The 19,932-nt window shown below is 62.2% G+C and carries 15 protein-coding genes; 5 read left to right on the top strand and 10 right to left on the bottom strand.

Annotated features, from left to right (window positions below; all coding sequences use genetic code 11):
- Positions 1 to 21: 21 nt before the first annotated feature.
- The 3 genes from C5L13_RS04165 (at position 22) to C5L13_RS28635 (ending at position 1,472) form a co-directional block, all read left to right on the top strand.
- The gene (locus C5L13_RS04165) at positions 22 to 927 is read left to right on the top strand and encodes a uracil-DNA glycosylase (protein WP_105381943.1); all 906 of its coding nucleotides are present in this window, start codon (positions 22 to 24) and stop codon (positions 925 to 927) included.
- A 175-nt stretch (positions 928 to 1,102) separates the two neighbouring features.
- Positions 1,103 to 1,294: a hypothetical protein gene (locus C5L13_RS04160; RefSeq protein ID WP_105381942.1), complete on the top strand. Its 192-nt coding sequence runs from the start codon at positions 1,103 to 1,105 to the stop codon at positions 1,292 to 1,294.
- A 22-nt stretch (positions 1,295 to 1,316) separates the two neighbouring features.
- Entirely contained in the window at positions 1,317 to 1,472 is a 156-nt protein-coding gene (locus tag C5L13_RS28635) for a hypothetical protein (protein WP_158693382.1), read from the top strand.
- Between the two features lie 12 nt (positions 1,473 to 1,484).
- Here the strand turns inward: C5L13_RS28635 and C5L13_RS04155 are convergent, their stop codons facing one another.
- Positions 1,485 to 2,429 (bottom strand): DMT family transporter, encoded by a 945-nt coding sequence (locus C5L13_RS04155; protein WP_105381941.1) that lies wholly within the window; start codon positions 2,427 to 2,429, stop codon positions 1,485 to 1,487.
- Positions 2,430 to 2,742: 313 nt separating this feature from the next.
- On the opposite strand from C5L13_RS04155, the gene pepN reads away from it, so the two are divergent.
- Together pepN and C5L13_RS04145 are read left to right on the top strand one after the other, a co-directional pair.
- Complete coding sequence (pepN, locus tag C5L13_RS04150) at positions 2,743 to 5,391, top strand: aminopeptidase N (protein WP_105381940.1); 2,649 nt, start codon at positions 2,743 to 2,745, stop codon at positions 5,389 to 5,391.
- Positions 5,392 to 5,594: 203 nt separating this feature from the next.
- A complete protein-coding gene (locus C5L13_RS04145; protein ID WP_105381939.1) occupies positions 5,595 to 7,937 on the top strand; it encodes a PAS domain-containing sensor histidine kinase in 2,343 nt (780 codons plus the stop codon).
- A 73-nt stretch (positions 7,938 to 8,010) separates the two neighbouring features.
- Here C5L13_RS04145 and C5L13_RS04140 read toward each other — a convergent pair whose 3' ends face one another.
- The 9 genes from C5L13_RS04140 to ccmI form a co-directional block, all read right to left on the bottom strand.
- A complete protein-coding gene (locus C5L13_RS04140; RefSeq protein WP_105381938.1) occupies positions 8,011 to 8,787 on the bottom strand; it encodes a CBS domain-containing protein in 777 nt (258 codons plus the stop codon).
- Between the two features lie 86 nt (positions 8,788 to 8,873).
- Positions 8,874 to 11,831, bottom strand: a complete 2,958-nt coding sequence (locus C5L13_RS04135) for a bifunctional [glutamine synthetase] adenylyltransferase/[glutamine synthetase]-adenylyl-L-tyrosine phosphorylase (RefSeq protein ID WP_407070402.1) — start codon at positions 11,829 to 11,831, stop codon at positions 8,874 to 8,876.
- Between the two features lie 32 nt (positions 11,832 to 11,863).
- The gene (locus C5L13_RS04130) at positions 11,864 to 13,255 is read right to left on the bottom strand and encodes a sensor histidine kinase (RefSeq protein WP_105381936.1); all 1,392 of its coding nucleotides are present in this window, start codon (positions 13,253 to 13,255) and stop codon (positions 11,864 to 11,866) included.
- Between the two features lie 27 nt (positions 13,256 to 13,282).
- On the bottom strand, positions 13,283 to 14,041 hold the full coding sequence (locus C5L13_RS04125) for a response regulator transcription factor (RefSeq protein WP_280952594.1): 759 nt from the start codon (positions 14,039 to 14,041) through the stop codon (positions 13,283 to 13,285).
- 72 nt (positions 14,042 to 14,113) lie between these two features.
- Complete coding sequence (locus C5L13_RS04120; RefSeq protein WP_105381935.1) at positions 14,114 to 15,694, bottom strand: Do family serine endopeptidase; 1,581 nt, start codon at positions 15,692 to 15,694, stop codon at positions 14,114 to 14,116.
- Positions 15,695 to 15,835: 141 nt separating this feature from the next.
- Complete coding sequence (locus tag C5L13_RS04115) at positions 15,836 to 16,291, bottom strand: cytochrome c-type biogenesis protein (protein WP_105381934.1); 456 nt, start codon at positions 16,289 to 16,291, stop codon at positions 15,836 to 15,838.
- Positions 16,288 to 18,276, bottom strand: a complete 1,989-nt coding sequence (locus C5L13_RS04110) for a heme lyase CcmF/NrfE family subunit (protein WP_105381933.1) — start codon at positions 18,274 to 18,276, stop codon at positions 16,288 to 16,290. Before C5L13_RS04110 ends, C5L13_RS04115 begins: the two co-directional genes overlap by 4 nt.
- On the bottom strand, positions 18,273 to 18,728 hold the full coding sequence (gene ccmE / locus C5L13_RS04105) for a cytochrome c maturation protein CcmE (RefSeq protein WP_105381932.1): 456 nt from the start codon (positions 18,726 to 18,728) through the stop codon (positions 18,273 to 18,275). Before ccmE ends, C5L13_RS04110 begins: the two co-directional genes overlap by 4 nt.
- The gene (gene ccmI, locus C5L13_RS04100) at positions 18,725 to 19,888 is read right to left on the bottom strand and encodes a c-type cytochrome biogenesis protein CcmI (RefSeq protein WP_105381931.1); all 1,164 of its coding nucleotides are present in this window, start codon (positions 19,886 to 19,888) and stop codon (positions 18,725 to 18,727) included. The genes ccmE and ccmI overlap by 4 nt, the downstream gene beginning before the upstream one ends.
- Positions 19,889 to 19,932: the final 44 nt, after the last annotated feature.

Genomic DNA, 19,932 nt, shown 5'->3' with positions numbered 1-19,932 from the left:
CGGTTCGCTAGTGTGAGACCGATGAACGCCGCCAAGGATCTCGATACGCCGGAGCTTCGTGCCCTTCTGCATTTCTATGCGGATTCGGGAGTCGAATGGCTTGTCGAGGACGGCCCGGTCGATCGGTTGGCGCAATTTGCGGCACAGAAGGCGGCCCAGGCCGAGGCAAAAATGCCGCCCACGGCGCGTCAGCAGCCGCCGGCGCAGGGCGAACCCGCCGCCCCGCCGCGAGCAGCGGAGGCTCCCGCGCGCGCCAAGGGCCGCACCGCTCCGACCGCGCGCCCAGCGGCGGCTACGGCCCCGCCCTCGGTCGCGGTGCCGGATGGCGAGGCGGTTGCGTCCGCCCGCTTTGCGGCGGAAAGCGCCCGGTCGCTGGCGGAACTCAAGACAGCGCTCGAAGCCTTCAACGGCTGCAACCTCAAGAACGGGGCGCGTTCCACCGTATTCGCGAGCGGCGATCCCACCTCCGGCATCATGGTGATCGGCCCGATGCCGAATGCCGACGACGACCGCGACGGCATTCCCTTTTCAGGGCGGCAGGGCCATCTCCTGGACAGGATGCTCGGCGCGATCGGGCTTTCGCGCCAGACGGTCATGCTCACCAATGTCATTCCCTGGCGGCCGCCCGGCAGCCGCATGCCTTCCGATGCCGAACTCGACATCTGCCGGCCCTTCCTCGAACGGCAGGTGGCGCTGGCCGAACCGAAACTGCTCCTGCTGCTCGGCAATTTCCCCGCCCGCTTTTTCTTCGGCGGAAATGGCACGATCCATTCGCTGCGCGGAGAATGGCGCGATATCTCGTTCAGCGGCAGCGATCTTCCGGCGATCGCGACGCTGCACCCGCAAGAGCTTCTGGCGGCACCCGCCAACAAGGCGCTCGCCTGGCAGGACCTGCTGACGTTCAAAATGCGGCTTCCCACCCACTGAATGCCCGCATTTCAGGCAAGCCTGCGTCGAATTGGCACAAAGTTACCAAATTATGAAAAGCGTCATGCATTTGGCGCATGGCAGCATGGCGTTTTGCTGCATTGCAGAATCAATGTTGCGGCGCAATATATGCACTGTGTCTTGGGAGGAATACTAGGTTTAAGGAACCAAGGCCATGACTACCCGCTTCCGTCCGATCCATTCGGGCTTCGAAACCCTTCGCATCGCCGGCCTGCCGCCGCGCTCGACGCAGGGCTATCATCATTTCGGCTCAGCCACCAACGAGCAGATCACGTCGCGCGCCATGGCGCGTCCGATGGGCGTCACCCGTCCTGCTGCCGTCTTCGCGGATTTCCGCGAGCGCTGATCGAACCGAGAAGGAAGCCGTCATGACAACCGCCCTCTTCCATCCGATCCGCACGCTCCGCGAGAACCTGTCTCAGATCGGCGCTGCCGTGAACGCTTCGCGCGAATACAGTCGCGCTGGCGCCATTCGTGCCTGCGCCGAGAAGGTCAATCCCGCCACGGCGGCAATTCCGCTCTGATCTGAACCTTCGTCAGGTACCGGCGCCCGGCGGTGACGCCTTGCGCGCCGCCTTCCGCTCGAGCCCCAGCTGGTGCTCGCGGTATATGATGAATATCCCCGCCGAGACCGTGATTGCCGTTCCGACGAGCATGCTGACGGTCGGCACGTCCCCGAACAGAACATAGGCGATGCCGATCCCGAGCAGGATCGAGGTATATTCGAACGGCGCGACGGTCGAGACGTCGGCGTTGCGGTAGCTTTCAGTCAACAGGAGCTGTCCGATGCCGCCGCAGAAGCCGGCTCCGACCAGAAAGAGCTTTTGCTCGACCGTCAGGGGCGCCCAGCCGAACGGCAGGCTGATCAGGGAAAAGACCGCGGCCGTCAGCGAGAAATAGAGGACGATGGTCGAGGTCTTCTCGGTACGGACGAGCTGACGCGTCTGAACCAGTGCGAAGCCTCCCAGCACTGCCGACAGAATCACGGCAGAGGCTCCGACCGCCTGCGCCGATCCCATGCCGCTCTCGTTGAACATGGTCAGTTTGGGCCAGGAAATGATCACCACCCCGACCATGCCGATCGCCACCGCCGTCCATCGGTAGATGCGCACCGTTTCCTTCAGGACGATGGCCGCAAAGACCACCGCCAGCAGCGGGGTCGAATAACCGAGCGCAATGGCGTCCGGCATCGGAAGGTGCACCAGGCCGTAAAACCCGCACGCCATGGAGAGGATGCCGAAGAAACCGCGCTTCAGATGGCCCGGAAGACTTTCGGTGTGGAAACCGCGCTGGAGCTCTCGCCGGTAGGCGAGATAGACCATGATCGGCACGAGTGCGAAAGCGGACCGATAGAAGGTGATCTGGCCGGCCGGAACACCTGCGCCCGCCGACTTGATGCAGGTCTGCATCATCACGAAAACGACGACGGAGGAAACTTTGAACATGATCCCCCGAAGGGGATTCAGGGCGTCGGCGGCCATCAAAAGAACTCTTGGAAGATTTTCGGCCGCGTCGATACGGAGCCTGGCGGGACGTTCGGAGATTCACTTTGTCGTCAAAGTAACTCAAAAGTGCGGCGCACGCGATCAAAACTGATGATAGGTCGATCAATATCCGTGACCGGATACCCAGTGCCGACGATATGCGGAAAACACATGAGGTATAATTTAGCGAAAATTTCAACAATCGTTTAGCATTGCGTGCAACTATGCCCGCGGCAATGGACATGCATCAGTTCAGGGGAGTGCCGAAAGGCTCCCGACGCCATATTGAAGAGCCGGTTCAGGAAGAAACATGCGAACAGATACGGGTCAGATCGTTCATCTGGCAGATTACCGCCCCACCGATTTCGTCCTGGAACGCGTCGATCTGACGTTCGAGCTCGATCCGACCAATACCAAGGTCGAGGCCAGGTTGATCTTCCACCGCCGCGAGGGCGTCGATCCTTCTGCTCCGCTGGTGCTCGATGGTGACGAACTCACGCTTTCCGGCCTCCTGTTCGACCAGAACGAGGTCCCGGCCAGCCAATACGACGTCACACCGGAAAGCCTGACCATCCGCGATCTGCCCGCGGAATCTCCCTTCGAGATCACCGTCACCACGTTCATCAACCCGGAAGCCAATACGCAGTTGATGGGTCTCTACCGCACCAACGGCATCTACTGCACCCAATGCGAGGCCGAAGGTTTCCGCCGGATCACCTATTTCCCCGACCGGCCGGATGTTCTCGCGCCGTACACGATCACCATCGTCGGCGACAAGACGGCCAACCCGGTCATGCTCTCGAACGGCAACTTCCTGGGCGGCGCCGGTTATGACGAAGGCCGCGCCTTTGCCGCCTGGTTCGATCCGCATCCGAAACCGAGCTATCTTTTTGCGCTCGTCGCCGGCGATCTGGGCGTGGTCGAAGACACGTTCGAAACGATGTCCGGCCGCGAGGTCACGCTGAAGATCTATGTGGAGCACGGCAAGGAGCCGCGCGCCGCCTATGCCATGGATGCGCTGAAGCGCTCGATGAAATGGGACGAGGAACGGTTCGGCCGCGAATACGATCTCGACATCTTCATGATCGTCGCCGTCTCGGACTTCAACATGGGGGCCATGGAAAACAAGGGCCTCAACGTCTTCAACGACAAATACGTGCTGGCCGATCCGGAAACCGCGACCGACCAGGACTACGCGAATATCGAGGCGATCATCGCCCACGAATATTTCCACAACTGGACCGGAAACCGCATCACCTGCCGCGACTGGTTCCAGCTCTGCCTCAAGGAAGGCCTGACGGTCTATCGCGACCACGAATTTTCGGCAGACCAGCGTTCGCGCCCGGTGAAGCGCATCGCCGAAGTGCGGCACCTGAAGTCGGAGCAGTTTCCGGAGGATGCCGGGCCGCTGGCCCATCCCGTCCGCCCGACGAAATACCGCGAGATCAACAATTTCTACACAACGACCGTGTACGAGAAGGGCTCGGAAGTCACCCGCATGATCGCCACGCTTCTCGGCAGGGCGGATTTCAAGGCGGGCATGGACCTCTATTTCGAGCGCCATGACGGACAGGCCGCGACGGTCGAGGACTTCGTCAAGTGCTTCGAGGATGCGAGCGGCCGCGACCTGACGCAGTTCTCGCTCTGGTACCATCAGGCAGGCACCCCGCTGGTGACCGCTTCCGGCGATTACGACCAGTCGAGCGGCACCTTCACCCTGTCTCTGGAGCAGATGATCCCGGCGACTCCCGGCCAGTCGGCCAAGGAGCCTATGCATATCCCGCTGTCCTTCGCGCTGATCCTCGACAACGGGTCTCTGGCGGCACCCTCCGCCGTCAAGGGCGGCGAAGTCACCGGCGACGTGCTGCACCTGACCGACCGCAGGCAGACCTTCATCTTCTCGGGTATCTCCTCGCGTCCGGTGCTTTCGCTCAACCGTTCCTTCTCCGCGCCGATCAACCTGCATTTCGATCAGGCATCTGCCGATCTCGCTCATATCGCCCGCCATGACACGGACCTCTTCGCCCGCTGGCAGGCGCTGACCGATCTTGCCATGCCGAACCTGATGAAGGCTGCACGCGACGCCCGCGACGGCAAGGAGATCAAATGCGATCCGGCCCTGATCTCGGCTCTTCTCGAGGCGGCGGCAGACGACAAACTCGAGCCGGCCTTCCGCGCCCAGGCGCTGACGCTTCCAAGCGAGTCCGACATCGCTCGCGAACTCGGCAGCAACAACGATCCGGATGCTATTCATGCCGGCCGCCATGCCGTCCTGAACGCGATCGCGAAGGCCGGAGAGAAAACCTTCCTGCGGCTTTTCGAAGAGATGGCTATCCCCGGACCCTACACACCGGATGCGGCGAGTGCCGGCAAACGGTCGCTGCGGAACAGCGCGCTTTCCTATCTCACCTATGCCGAAGGAACGCCTGCACGCGCAGCTGAGGCTTTCGGTTCGGCCGACAACATGACCGACCTTGCGCAGGCGCTGACCCTGCTTGCGCATCGCTTCCCGGATGCTACCGAAACGACGGCGGCGCTCGCAAGCTTCCTGACCCGCTTCGACGGCAATCCGCTCGTCATCGACAAGTGGTTTTCGATCCAGGCGACCATTCCCGGGGCCGGCGCGTTGACCCGTGTGAAGGGGCTGATGGAGAATTCGCGTTTCGTCGCGACCAATCCGAACCGCGTCCGCGCGCTGATCGGCACCTTCGCATTCTCCAACCCGACGGGCTTCAACCGTGCCGACGGAGAAGCCTATCGGTTCCTCGCCGAGCAGATCCTTTCGATCGACCCGAAGAACCCCCAGCTCGCCGCCCGTATCCTCACGTCGCTGCGCTCCTGGCGTTCGCTGGAGCCTGCTCGTGCCGATCATGCACGATTGGCACTCGGGACGATCGAGCGTGCTTCGACCCTGTCGACGGATGTTCGCGACATCGTGGAACGCATGCTCAAGGGTTGATGGATAGCGCCGCCACGGGCATCCCCGCGGCGGCCCCTCCCACGCCGGTGATGCATTGCTCGCAGACTCTTGCGAATCGCGTTGAAATCAAACTGTTAAAAAAATCTTATCAACCCTCTGGACACGAAGAATCACTAATGATTCATTAAGTCAGATTCGGGCGAGCGGCGCGTCGAATCACCACGAGGGACTACATGAGAACGATGGCGGACGTGCAGCGGGCAACCGCGGCCGAAGGACGGCTGCGTTTCAAATTTCCGAGCTTTTCGGGCTTGAAGCACGTCGTTCCAGACGAGGCGCGGCTTTCTGTTCAACCCATTTCGCGGCAGCTGCCGCGGGTGGAGCTGGTCTTGAAGCGTTCGATTCCCCTCCTCATCATCGCCTTCCTCACCGTCGTTGCGGCGTCTCGCATTCTGGGCATCATTGCCGAGCACGGGCGAATGGAAGATGCGGCGCAGCAATCGACCGCACTGATGGCTATAGCCGCGAAGGCGGCTTTGTCATCCGAGCCCTTCGAGTTTTCCGTTAGCAACCGCACGGTGGCGGAAACGCGCGTGACCGCCGTCCTGCCGCCGCCTCAGCTTCAGGCCGATGCCTTCATCCTTCTGGTCGACAATGCCGGATATATCTTTGGCGGATCCGGACAGGTGGCGGCCTATATCGGGCGGCGCCTCACATCCGTCCTGCCGGAAACCGCAGCCCTCCGTCGCCTCGGCGACGACGATGGGGTCATCGAGACCTATTTCGGCGCTATCCCCCACTATGCGGCGATCCAGCCGGTCGGCGGTGAAGGCGCCTTGATCGTGGCAGCCCATTCGCTTGAAAGCATCAACCGCTTCTGGCGCCACGAAGTCTCGCTCAACGTCACGCTCTTCACCGGCATTTCCGCGATCCTGCTCGTCATCCTCTACGCCTACTACATGCAGGTGAAGCGGGCGCGCGAGGCGGACGATACCTTCGTGGAATCCAACCTGCGCATCGAGACGGCATTGTCGCGCGGACGCTGCGGACTGTGGGACTTCGACGTCACCAACCGGCGCCTGTTCTGGTCGGGCTCGATGTACGAGATGCTGGGTCTGCCGCCTGCCGGCAACGTCATCTCCTTCGCCGACGCGGCGAGGATGATGCATCCGAGCGACGGCAATATCTACGCCCTGGCCCGTGCGATCAGCCGCAGCAACGCCAAGCAGGTGGATCAGGTATTCCGCATGCGCCATGCCGCCGGCCACTATGTCTGGATGCGTGCCCGCGCCCAGGTGGTGAAGACTGCCGCCGGTCGCACCCATGTCATCGGCATCGCCATGGACGTCACCGAGCAGCACCGCCTTGCCCAGCGCTATGCGGAAGCGGACCAGCGTCTGGCCGATGCGATCGAATGCACTTCGGAAGCCTTCGTGCTGTGGGACAAGAACGACCGGCTGGTGATGTGCAACACCCATTTCCAACAGGCTTACGGGCTGCCGGACAGCGTGTTGGTCCCCGGCACCGAACGCACCGCCGTCAACGCGGCGGCGGCGCGCCCTGTCATCGAGCGGCGCGTCGCCGATCCGGACGGCAGCGGTCTCTCCCGCACCACCGAGGTGCAGCTTGCCGACGAACGCTGGCTGCAGATCAACGAACGGCGCACCCGCGACGGCGGCCTTGTCTCTGTTGGCACCGATATTTCGCTGCTGAAACGCCACCAGGAGCGGCTGCGCGACAGTGAGCGCCGGCTGATGGCGACGATCGGCGATCTTTCCTCGTCGCAGAAGAAGCTGGAGCGCCAGAAGGCCGAACTTTCCACCGCCAATGCCAACTATCAGGCGGAAAAGGAACGCGCGGAGGCCGCCAACAAAGCGAAATCCGAGTTCCTGGCCAACATGTCGCACGAGCTGCGGACACCTTTGAATGCCATCCTCGGCTTCTCGGAAATCCTGATGAACGGTATGTTCGGCCCGCTCGGTTCGCCCAAATATCTGGAATATTCCAAGGACATTCACGACAGCGGCAAACATCTCCTGAACGTCATCAGCGACATCCTCGACATGTCGAAGATCGAGGCCGGCCACATGCGCATTCAGTGCGAGGCCGTGGACCTCAAGCCGCTCATCGAGGAAAGCCTGCGCCTGACATCGGTCGCGGCACAGGACAAAGCGATCACCATCCAGCGGCGCCTGTGCGACAACCTGAACATGGGTGGCGATCGCCGCGCGCTGAAACAGGTGATGCTGAACATCCTGTCCAATGCGGTGAAGTTCACCAATGAAGGCGGCAAGATCGAGTTGCGGGCGCGCAGGCTGGAGAAAGGCGTGTTGCTCACCATCGCCGACACCGGCATCGGCATACCGAAGGAATCGCTTAACAAGATCGGCCAGCCGTTCGAGCAGGTTCAGAGCCAGTACGCAAAGAGCAAGGGCGGTTCCGGCCTCGGCCTCGCAATCTCCCGCTCGCTGATCACGCTGCATGGCGGCACCATGCGGATCCGTTCCAGGGTCGGCGAAGGTACAGTCGTATCGCTGCACATTCCCGACCTGCAGTTTCCGGTGGTCATGAGACGGTCGGCCTGAGGCAGATCCTATAGCCCGAGCGGCCAGGTCGGTAGGATCAAGCCTGGCGCTTTCGCGTCTGCCCTACGGCAGGTCAAAGATCGCGAGTGATATCGGAATTGGTCAGCCAGCCCAGAACGGGTTCGTCGGATTTTCCGGCCTTGGTCACGAAGACATCCTCGCACCCCTTCACGGACAGCATCGCGGCGCGTGCATCGGCAAGTGTGGCATCTTCCTTGACGAAGACGAAGCGCTTGGCGATCTCGCCGATGGTCTGATCGCCCGCCTGATGGCTGAGCAATTCCGCGAGGGTTGCTGCAGACAGGTTGCCGGCAGGCGCCTGCCCCGCTTCCACCAATTTGGACCGGTCGGCGATGAACCGATTGAGGGTGCTTTCGTGGATCACGTATTTGATCGTGTCACGTGGCGTGAAGATCAGCACACGTGAATAACCTTCGCCGACGAGCGCTGTCAGATCGCCGATCGGGATCGCGTTTTCGTCCTCGCCCTCTTTCAGTTGGCGGGCCTTGATGGAGCCTCGAGGTTTCATTACCTGGCGCACCGGCGTCTCAGCCAGGCGTTGCTCCGGCGTCAATCTCTCGACGATCCGATTGACCGCTGCATTGGCTTCCTTGAAATTCTCCCGGGTAAAATAGAATGTCAGAATGGTCCCCACCCAGGTGCCGAAAAGCGGCGCAAGCACGTTGAAGACCTCTCGCCCAGGCCCGGTTTCCGAGCCAAACGACCAAGAGGCGGTCAGCAACAAACCGAAAAAGGATAATATAAAGACCAGCGCCGCGAGGTGATTCTTGAAGTTTCTTTCCCACCATCCTTCAGCGGCTGCGATTCCACCCTCACCTGCATTCCCCATCGCCCCCTCCACGGGATAACAACCATGGGGAGAATTAAACATATTTCTATAAAACTTAAAAGATATAACAATTTATGAGGGAATTATTATTTCTGTCCCACAACCACTTCGAATATCGCACGCACAGCTGTCGATAGTCGCTTGATCTCACCCTCGAGCGTCCTGATATCTGGACAGTCGCCGGCGCGGCAGATTCGCTCCACAAGGCCGGTCGGGGCATCGCTGGGATCAAAGGGGCCGTCGACACAAAGCCGGATGATCTGGGAGAGTTCCGTGAACAGCCTGAGGGTCTCCACACAGGCTTCAAGGCCGCCGGGTTTCATCAGCGTCTCGCCGGCCGCCTTCAAGGTCTCGCCGGTATCAAGGCCATAGGTATCGGTTGCGAGGCCTTTTGCCGGCGCGATCAGCCTGAGATATTGCGCGATGAATTCGATATCGATCAGCCCGCCGGGGATGAGCTTGAAATCCCAGATGTCACGCGGCGGCTTTTCCTTTTCGATGAGCGCGCGCATCTCTGCTACGTCCGCGGCAACCTTTGCGACATCCCGTTCCGCGGCCAGCACATCGCGGATAACCTGCCTCGCCTCGTCGACGAGACTGGCCTCGCCGCAGACGAGCCGTGCCCGCGTCAGCGCCATATGTTCCCAGGTCCAGGCCTCCTCTCGCTGATATTTGCCGAAGGCGTTGATGCGGGTGGCCACCGGTCCCTTGTTGCCGGAAGGCCTCAGCCGCAGGTCGACCTCGAATATCACGCCTTCAGACATGGGCGCGGACAGTGCGGCGATCAGGCGCTGGGTCAGGCGGGTGAAATAGCGGGTGGAATCGAGCGGCTTCGGGCCCTCGCTTTCCATCGCCTCGCTGTCGTAGTCGTAGAGCAGGATGAGGTCGACGTCGGATCCGGCCGTCAGCTCGAAGCTGCCGAGCTTGCCCATGCCCATGACGGCCACCCGGCCGCCCGGAAAGGTGCCGTGCGAGGCTTCGATCTCCTCCACCACCGCATTCAGAGCCGCTTCGATCAGGAGATCGGCGAGATGGGTAAAGCCGCGTGCCGCCTGGACGCCCGAAATCGCGCCGGTCAGGAGCCGGATGCCGATCAGAAAGCGCTGTTCGGCCGCAAAGATGCGCAGGCGATCGAGCCGCTCCTCGTAGTGCCGGGCACCGCTGATAAAGGTCGTCAATCGCTGGGAAAGATAGTGGCGCGTCGGCAATTCCGTCATCATGCCGGGGTCAAGCATGCCGTCGAAGACATGCGGCTTGGAGGCGATGATATCGGCAAGCCGTGGCGCCGACGACATGATCGTGACGATGAGCGCAAGCAGCGGCGGATTGTTGCCGATCAGCGAGAAGAGCTGGATGCCGGCCGGCAGCCCCTTCAGGAAATGGTCGAAGCGCAGCAGCGCTTCGTCTGCCCGCTTGCTTTCGCCAAAGGCCTTGAGCAGCGCCGGCATGAGTTCCGTCAGCCGTTCGCGCGCTTCGACCGATTGCGTCGCGCGATAGCGGCCATAGTGCCAGGTGCGGATGACGTGGGAAATGTCCGCCGGGCGCTCGAAGCCCAGCGCGGCAAGCGTCTCCAACGTGCCGGGATCGTCCCGCTGACCGGTGAAAACGAGGTTGCCGTCACCGCCGGAAAGCTTCGCCTCCTGTTCGAAAAGCCGCGCGTAACGCTTCTCGACTGTCCGCAGAACCTCTTCCAGCCTCGCCGAAAAACTCGCGGCATCGGCAAAACCCAGCATGAAGGCTATCCGCTTCAGCTCCGCATCCGTCCCGGGAAGATCATGGGTCTGCTCGTCGTGCACCATCTGGATGCGGTGCTCGACATCCCGCAGGAACCAGTAGCAGTCGGTCAGCTCATCCGCGATTTCCGGAGCAATCCACTTGGCATCGGCCAGTGCCTTGAGCGCCGCCTCGGTTTCCCGCGCGCGGAGCGGTGGCATCCGCCCGCCGGCGATCAATTGCTGGGTCTGGGCAAAGAATTCGATCTCGCGGATACCGCCCCGGCCGAGCTTAACGTCATGGCCTTTGACGGTGATCGCGCCGTGCCCCTTGTGGACGTGGATCTGCCGTTTGATCGAGTGAATGTCGGCAATTGCCGCGTAATCGAGATATTTGCGGAACACGAAAGGCGTCAGCAGCCGCATGAAGTTTTCGCCTGCGGCAAGGTCTCCGGCAATCGCCCGAGCCTTGATAAAGGCCGCCCGTTCCCAGTTCTGTCCCCTGCCCTCGTAGTAGATAAGGGCTGCGTCGAGAGAGACGGCAAGCGGCGTCGATCCGGGATCGGGACGCAGGCGCAGGTCGGTTCGAAACACATAACCATCTGCCGTCCGTTCCTGCAGGATACGGATCAGACGTCGCATCATCCGGCCGTAGGTTTCCGAAGCTTCGAGGGGGTCCGTAAGGATGCCCGCTTCCGGATCAAAAAAGACGACGATGTCGATATCGGAGGAATAGTTGAGCTCGCGGCCGCCGAGCTTGCCCATGCCAAGCACGATCAGACCGGAATCCTTGCTGGGATTTTCCGGGTCCAGAACCTTGAGCTTGCCGTTCTCATGACCGGCGAGCAACAAGTGGTCGATCGCGGCCGCCACACAGGCGTCGGCCATTGCACTCAGCCAGCGGGTCGTGTCGCCGGCGGAAAAGATGCGTGCGAGATCGGCAAGGGCGACCAAAAAGCTCAGGCCTTGCTTCGCGTCTCGCAGGGCGGTCATCACCTCGTTTTCGGCGGGCGTCTTGCCATCCCTGGGCCGCCAGGCATACCGCGCTGTCTCGACCAGCCGTTGCAATGCCGGCTCAAGCGGCTCGGTGACAGCCGTGACAAGAAACGATGGGGAAACGGCGGCCGTGTCGCGCAGATAGGGCGACAGCGTAAAAGCCGCGATGATGAACTCCTTTAGAGCGCTATCTGCCTTCAGCCATTCCGCAAGAACCGGCTCGGCCTTGCCGATGTCCTTCAGGCCGGTGGCGACCGATTTTGCTTCCGCCTGGTTCAGCGGTCGAATGACCTCCGCCTTGACCGAATCGAGCCGGTTCTGCTTTTCCGCCACGATACTCTCCTCGAATCTCGCCTTGCCGTTCCCAATTAGGGCTTCGGCGCGGGAAAGACCATGGTCGCGGTGAGGCCGGGCGCCTCCTTGTTGTTTTCGTCGGTCGCCGAAAGCTCGAGCGAGCCGCCATGCAGTTCCATCACCGCTTCGACCAGAGACAGGCCAAGACCAGTACCCGGCTTCGAGCGGCTTTCGTCGAGACGCACGAAGCGTTTCGTCACCTCCTGGCGCTTGTCTTGCGGAATGCCCGGTCCGTGGTCGCAGACGGAGAGGCGGAACGAACCATCTCTCCTCGAAAGCCTGACGCAGATTTTCTTATCGCCCCTGCTTTCGGCGGCATATTTGACTGCATTGTCGAGCAGGTTGAAGATCGCCTGGCCTATCAGTTCGCGGTTGCCCTGAACCACCAGGTCCGGCTGCAGTTCGGTCGTCAGCGAAAGCCCGGTTTCTTCCGCCACCGGCTCATAGAGTTCGGCGCTGTCGCCGGAAATCGCCGAAAGATCGACCTCCGACATCTCCGCGGCGATCGAACCCGCTTCGACCCTAGAAATCATCAGCAGCGCGTTGAATGTCCGGATGAGCTGGTCGGATTCGGCGATGATGCCTTCCAGAGCCGTCCGCCGTACATCGTCGCGTCCTTCCGCCAACGCATCTGCCGCCTTGTTGCGCAATCTGGTCAGAGGAGTCTTCAGGTCGTGGGCGATATTGTCCGAAACCTGGCGCAGTCCCTCGTTCAGCTTTTCGATGCGCCCGAGCATGGCATTCAGTGAATCCGACAGGCGGTCGAACTCGTCGCCGGACTTGCCGACGGGCAACCGCTGTGAAAGGTCGCCGGCCATGATCTTCTGGCTTGCCGCCGACATCCGGTCGATGCGTTTCAGCGCATTGCGGCCGATGCCGAACCAGATGACCAGCGCGCCGATCCCCATGATGGTCAGAGCCACCATCAAGGCCCGTCGCACGATGCCGCGGAACCGGCCGGGGTCACCGAGGTCGCGCCCAACCATTACTCTCAGGCCGTTGTCGAGACGCAGGACGTTGCCGACCGCCATATGCCGCCCTGGCCGACTCACTTCCGCATAGGGTTCGTAGCTGAAGGGAATTACGGTCCAGCCCTGCTCCTCGAGGACGCCCGGCTGCACGGAGGCGACATTGCCGGCCAGCATCTCGCCGTTCGGGCCCGCGATGACGTAAAGATTGGCGCCGGGCTGGCGGGTACGGCGCTCGATCAGGCGCAAAAGAAGGCTGATGCCGCCGCGTTCATAGGTGCGCTGGACGTCCTGCACTTCCTCCTGCAGTGTCTGGCGCGTCTGCTGCGCCAGCAGGCGCTCGGACATCGCCGTCACGTAAAAGACAAGAAAGGCGGCACACAGTGCGAAGAGCAGGATATAGAGCGCAGACAGCCGCACGGCCGTCGAGCGGAACATCAGACGGGCGCGAGCGAACAAAAGAAGCTACCCCTCGTCCTTGATCATGTAGCCGGCGCCGCGGATGGTCTTCAGAAGCGGCTTGTCGAAATCCTTTTCGATCTTCGATCGCAGCCGAGAGACATGCACGTCGATCACATTCGTTTGCGGATCGAAGTGATAGTCCCAGACGTTTTCGAGCAGCATGGTACGCGTCACCACCTGGCCGGCATTCTTCATCAAATATTCGAGGAGGCGGAATTCACGCGGCTGCAGCAGGATTTCCTTGCCCGCCCGTCTTACTTCGTGGGACAGCCGGTCGAGTTCGAGGTCGCCGACGCGGTAGACCATGTCCTGTTCCGGCGTCCCCTTGCGACGGCCGAGCACTTCGACCCGGGCGAGCAGCTCGGAGAAGGCGTAGGGCTTCGGCAGGTAATCATCGCCGCCGGCGCGGAGACCGGTCACGCGATCGTCCACCTGACCCAGCGCTGAGAGAATCAGCACCGGGGTATTGATGCCGCGCTTGCGGAGTTCGCTGATCACCGACAGCCCGTCCCGGCGCGGCAGCATCCGGTCGATGACCATCACGTCGTAGGAGTTTTCGGTGCCCATGAAGAGGCCGCTTTCGCCATCGCTGGCGTGATCGACCACGATCCCGGCTTCGCGAAAAGCCTTGGTCATGTATGCGGCTGCCTCAAGATCGTCTTCGATCACCAGAATCTTCATGTGCGGCACAATAGCGTCCACGTCCGTTTTTGCACCATGGGATTCGGCACCTTCGCCGGAATAACGATTGCCCGTTTCCATCTCTGATCCCTTTTAACGGAAAGGGCGCCGGCCGTTGCCGGCGGCGCCCCTTGCTTAGGTACGGCGAACTGATCAGCCTTCGTTGATTGGCAGGGCGACGAAGCGGCTGTTGCCGCCGGATTCGACCTGGAACAGCGCGCGGGTACGACCGTCCTTGCGGGCCTGCTCGATCACCTTGCCGATATCGGCTGCGTTTTCGACCTTGCGGTTGTTGACCGATACGATCTTCTCACCGGTCTTGAGGCCGCGGGCTGCAGCTTCCGAGTCCGGATCGACATCGGTCACGGAGAGGCCGGAGCCATCTTCGGCGGGAGCGACGGTGATGCCGAGGTCGGCCAGCGCCTTATCGCTGGACGGCGCCGGGGCGTCCGGCTCCTTCGGTGTTGCGGCAGCAGCTTCGTCGCTCTGGAGGTTGCCGAGGGTGACCGGAAGGGTCTGCTTCTTGCCGTCACGCCACAGGTCGACATCGACCTTGGAATTCGGACCGAAAGCGGCGACGCGCTTGGCGAGGTCGCGGGCATCCTTGATCGGCTGGCCGTTCACGGCGGTGATGACGTCACCTTCCTTGATGCCGGCCTTCTGGCCAGGCGAACCTTCCTGCGGAGCAACGACGAGCGCACCCGAGGCTTCCTTGAGGCCGAGGGAATCGGCGATGTCCTGGTTGACCGGCTGGATCTGCACGCCGAGCCAGCCGCGCTCCACCTTGCCGTCCTTGATCAGGTCGTTGACCACTTCCTTGGCAACCGAGGCCGGGATGGCGAAGGCGATGCCGACGTTGCCGCCCGACGGCGAGAAGATCGCGGTATTGATGCCGACGACTTCTCCGGAGAGGTTGAAGGTCGGGCCGCCGGAATTGCCGCGGTTCACGGCCGCATCGACCTGGATGTAATCGTCATAGGGGCCGGAGCCGATATCGCGGCCGCGAGCCGAAACGATGCCGGAGGTCACGGTGCCGCCGAGGCCGAACGGATTACCGACGGCAACGACCCAGTCCCCCACGCGGACCTTCGAATCATCGGCGAAGCTGACATAGGTGAACTTGCGGCTCGAAGCATCGACCTTCAGCACGGCGAGATCGGTGCGGCTGTCCTTGCCGACGAGCTTGGCTTCCAGCTCGGTACCGTCGTTCATCACGACAGTGTAGGCGGAGCCGTCGGAAACGACGTGGTTGTTGGTCACCAGATAGCCGTCTTCGGAGATAAAGAAGCCGGATCCCTGTGCGGTCGGACGCAGGCGGTGCGGGCGATTGTCACCGCGGTCGCGCTCACGCGGACCGCCGCGCTCGGCGCGATCCTGGTTGCGGTCACCGGGGCCGCCCGGCATCTGACCGCCGAATTCGCGGAAAAAGCGCTTCAGCGGATGATCGTCCGGAAGCTGATCGAAACCAGGTCCGCCGAAATTGAAGCTGAAGTTGCTGTCGTCGCTGGATGCGACCTTGGCATCGGACTGGACACGGACGGAAACGACGGCGGGGGAAACGGCCGAAACGACGTCGGCGAAGCTCGGAGCCTGAGGGGCGGTAACGGTCACCGGAGCAGCATAGGATTGGATGATCTGAGCCGGGATGCCGCTCGCAAGCATGACCGCCGCAAGACCTGCAACCGTCGTGGTCTGCAGGACGGTCTTCAAAGAGGGACGTTCAATATTGCGCATCTGTTGCTACCTTCTTCTCATCAGTCATGTTGTTGGCCGGAGGTCCGGCGTGCGGTGGATGACGAGAGATATAGGCGCCTGGAAGTTAACTGCACGTGGCGGGGGAATGAAATATTGGTAATGTTCGGCTGACGGGTCGCGCTATTTCTTGAGAAGCTCTTCGATGCGAGCCTGTTCTTCCGGCGTCAGCGCCGCCACCGTCCGCTGGTTCGGGCGCGTGCGCACGAAAACAAAGATCGCAATGGCGCCGACAACCAGCAGCAGGATGGGTGCTGCCCAGAGAACCACCGTCTTTGCGCTCAATCGCGGCTTCAAAAGCACGAATTCGCCATACCGGGAAACCACGTAGTCGATCACCTGGCTGTCGCTGTCGCCGTTTGCCAGCCGCTCGCGCACCAGCACGCGCAGGTCGCGCGCCAGCTCCGCGCTGGAATCGTCGATCGACTGGTTCTGGCAGACCATGCAACGCAGCTGCCCCGAAAGGTTTCTCGCCCGCTGCTCGAGCGCCGGATCGGAGAGAACTTCATCCGGGTTTACCGCAAGAGCGGGCAACACGCTGAGAACCAGAAAGAGCGCAATCAGCAGCCTGCGCATCACTCCGCCGCCTCCAGCGTCGCCTTCACCGGCTTGGCCTTGCGGCTCGGCGCGCCAACCCGCAGGCGCCGGTCGGAGAGCGATACGAAGCCTCCCGCCATCATGATCAGCGCGCCGCCCCAGATGCAGAGGATGAACGGCTTCCACCAGATGCGCACGACGATGCCGCCGCCTTCCATCGGATCACCGAGAGAAACATAAAGCTGGCTCAGGCCGAAGGTGAGGATGCCCGCTTCCGTTGTCGGCATCCGCCGGGCGGTATAAAGCCGCTTCGACGACCAGACGTCGGCGATCGCCACGCCGCCGCGGCTGACGGTGAAGTGCCCGCGTTCTTCCGTGAAATTCGGCCCGACTGCCTCACGCATGCCGTCGAACGTCAGCGAATAGCCGCCCGCATCGACCGTGGCGCGCGGCTTCATCTCGACCACCGTCTCCGTACCGAACAGGGTGGCGGAGAATATGCCGAGCACCGTCACGCCGAGGCCGAAATGGGCGATCGCCGTCCCGAATACCGATCGCGGCAGGCCCGCCAGCCGGCGAAACCCGACTGCAAGACCGACCTTGGAAAAATTGCCGCGGTACCAGAGGTCGGCGATGGCGCCGAACATGCCCCAGAATCCGAGCGCAAGGCCGAAGATCGCCATCACCGGTCCGCCGTTCTGGACGTAGTAGAAAGCAAGACCCGCCAGGAGCGCGAGTGCTGCGAAAAGGTAAAGCCGCTGCAGGGCGCCCAGCAGATCGCCGCGTTTCCAGGCGAGCAACGGCCCGAAGGGTACCGCGATCAGAAGCGGCAGCATCAACAGGCCGAAGGTCATGTTGAAGAAAGGCGCGCCGACGGAAATCTTTTCGCCGGTCAAGGTTTCGAGGATCAGCGGATAGAGCGTCCCGATCAGAACCGTTGCGGTCGCGACCGTCAGGATCAGGTTGTTCAGAACCAGCGCTCCCTCGCGCGAGATCGGCGCGAAAAGCCCGCCCGCCTTCAGCATCGGCGCCCGCCAGGCGAAGAGAATGAAGGCCCCGCCGATGAAGATCGCGAGGATGCAGAGGATGAAGATGCCGCGCGTCGGATCTGTCGCGAACGCATGCACCGAGGTCAACACGCCGGAGCGGACCAGGAAGGTGCCGAGCATCGACAGCGAGAAGGTCATGATCGCGAGCAGCACGGTCCAGATCTTCAGGGCTTCGCGCTTTTCCATCACCAGCGCGGAATGGAGAAGCGCGGTGCCTGCGAGCCAGGGCATGAAGGAGGCGTTTTCGACCGGATCCCAGAACCACCAGCCGCCCCAGCCGAGTTCGTAGTAGGCCCAATAGGAACCCATGGCGATGCCGGCGGTGAGGAAGGTCCAGGCCCCGAGCGTCCAGGGCCGCACCCAGCGCGCCCAGGCGGCATCGATACGCCCTTCGATCAGGGCGGCGACGGCAAAGGAGAAACAGACGGAGAAGCCGACATAACCGAGGTAAAGCAGCGGCGGATGAACCGCGAGCCCGAAATCCTGCAGCACCGGATTGAGATCCTGTCCCTCTGCCGGCGCCGGATCGAGCCGGAGGAAGGGGTTGGAGGTAAGCAGGATGAAGAGCAGGAATGCGACGGTAATCCAGGCCTGCACGGCCAGCACGTTCGCCTTCAGGCTATCCGGCAGGTTCCGGCCGAAGACTGCGACAAGAGCGCTGAAGAAGACCAGGATCAGCAGCCACAACATCATGGAGCCTTCGTGATTGCCCCAGACGCCGGAATATTTGTAGATCAGCGGCATCAGCGAATGGGAATTTTCCCAGACGTTCCTGACGGAGAAATCCGAGACGGCATAGGCCCAGGTCAGGGCACCGAAGGAAAAGGCGACGAGCAAAAAGATCGTCAGCGTGCCGGTCGTCGCCAGCGCCATCATCGCCATGTCGCCACGCCGCGCGCCGATCACCGGCAGGATCGAGAGGATCAGCGCGGTGGCAAGCGCCAGAACCAATGCGTAGTGACCGATTTCGACGATCATTGGCTCGCAGCCCCCTTGCCCTCGTTCCAAACTCCATCCGCCTTCAGACGGTCGGCAACCTCTTTCGGCATGTAGTTTTCGTCGTGCTTGGCGAGCACGCTGTCGGCGACGAAATTACGGGTCGCCGCATCGAATGTCCCTTCGGTCACAACGCCCTGCCCCTCGCGGAAGAGGTCGGGCAGAATTCCGGTATAGCTAACCGGCACGTTACCGGTGCCGTCGGTGACGGTGAAGCTTACAGTAGAACCCTGGCCGCGCTTTACGGATCCTTCCGCCACCAGACCGCCCAACCTGATCCGCGTGCCGGGCTTGACCTCCGTCTTTGCCAAGTCGGCCGGCATGAAGAAATAGGCGACCGACTGGCTGAAGGCGAACATGACGAGCAGCACGGCGACGATGATGAAGCTCATCCCGCCCGCGATCACTGCCAGCCGTTTCTGTTTGCGCGTCATTGCGTCACTCCCTTGGGCGCCGATCCTTCGACGGCAAGCCCCATCTCGTTTGCCAGCGCCACCAGTTCGCCCGACGACGGGAATTGCTTGAGCCCGCTCTTCAGGGCTTCCTCGGCCTTTTCCTTTTCGCCCAGCACCGAATAGGAGCGTACCAGCCTCACCCATCCTTCGAGATTGTTCGGATCCTCTTTCAGGCGGGCGGCAAGGCTGTCGACCATGCCGCGGATCATCGCCTGCCGGTCACCCGGCGCCATCGTTTCGGCTGCCGCCATGTCTTCCTGCGTCGGGTTGCCGAGCGCCGGCGCCCCGCCGCCGGTTGCTTCCGGGCTTGGCGCGGCAGTGCCGCCGTTCTTTGCGATGTGCTGATTGACGAGCTGCATCCACGGCGCTTCGGCGGGAGACTCCTTGGCGATCGCCTCGAAGACCGCCCGTGCCTCGGCCGCGCGGCCGGCCTGTTCGAAACCGAGCCCGACATAAAACCGGGAGCGCGGATTTCTGGGGTCGAGCTTCACCGCATCCTCGAAGACGGAACGCGCATCCTCGGTCACGATACCGTCATTGGCGGCAACAAGCGTTTCGCCAAGGCCCGCCAACCGCTCCGGGCTGGCGCCGAGGAGACGGATTGCGTTGCGATAGGCCATTTCCGCGTCGCCAAGCCGCATCGTGCGGAAATAGATCGGCGCAAGCAGATCCCAGCCGGCACCGTCGTTCGGGTTCTGCGCCAGGTGCCGCTCCGCCTTGGCGACCAGCAGGGCGATATTGTTTCCCGGATTGGCAAGCCGCGCTTCGAGAGGCTGGTCCGGCAGACCCGGATTGCCCAGGGCCAAGTAAAGACAGAGCCCGACAATCGGGGGAACAACCGTCACGATAGCGGTGACCAGCGTATAGGACCTCTGCTTCGGCGCGTCAGAACCGTCCGAGCCGTCCTGGCCCGCTGCCGCAAGCAGCCGGCGCCCAATCTCGGCGCGGGCATATTCGGCCTGCTGCGCATCGATCAGCCCCTGGGCGCGATCGCGCTCCAGTTCCTTGAGCTGGTCGCGATAGACTTCGACCTCACCGGCGTGATTGACAGGTGCCGCCGTGCCTCGGCGGGCGAAGGGCATGATCAGCACGGCTGCGACCGCCGCTGTCAGAAGCGCTAGGATGATCCACAAGAACATAATGGCCCATTACTGCAACCACGGGCGCATTCCAACTGCGGAGC

The sequence above is a fragment of the Neorhizobium alkalisoli genome, from assembly GCF_002968635.1.
GTDB lineage: Bacteria > Pseudomonadota > Alphaproteobacteria > Rhizobiales > Rhizobiaceae > Neorhizobium > Neorhizobium alkalisoli.
Note: the sequence above shows the minus strand (reverse complement) of the source record. Positions and strands in the feature narration are given on the sequence as shown.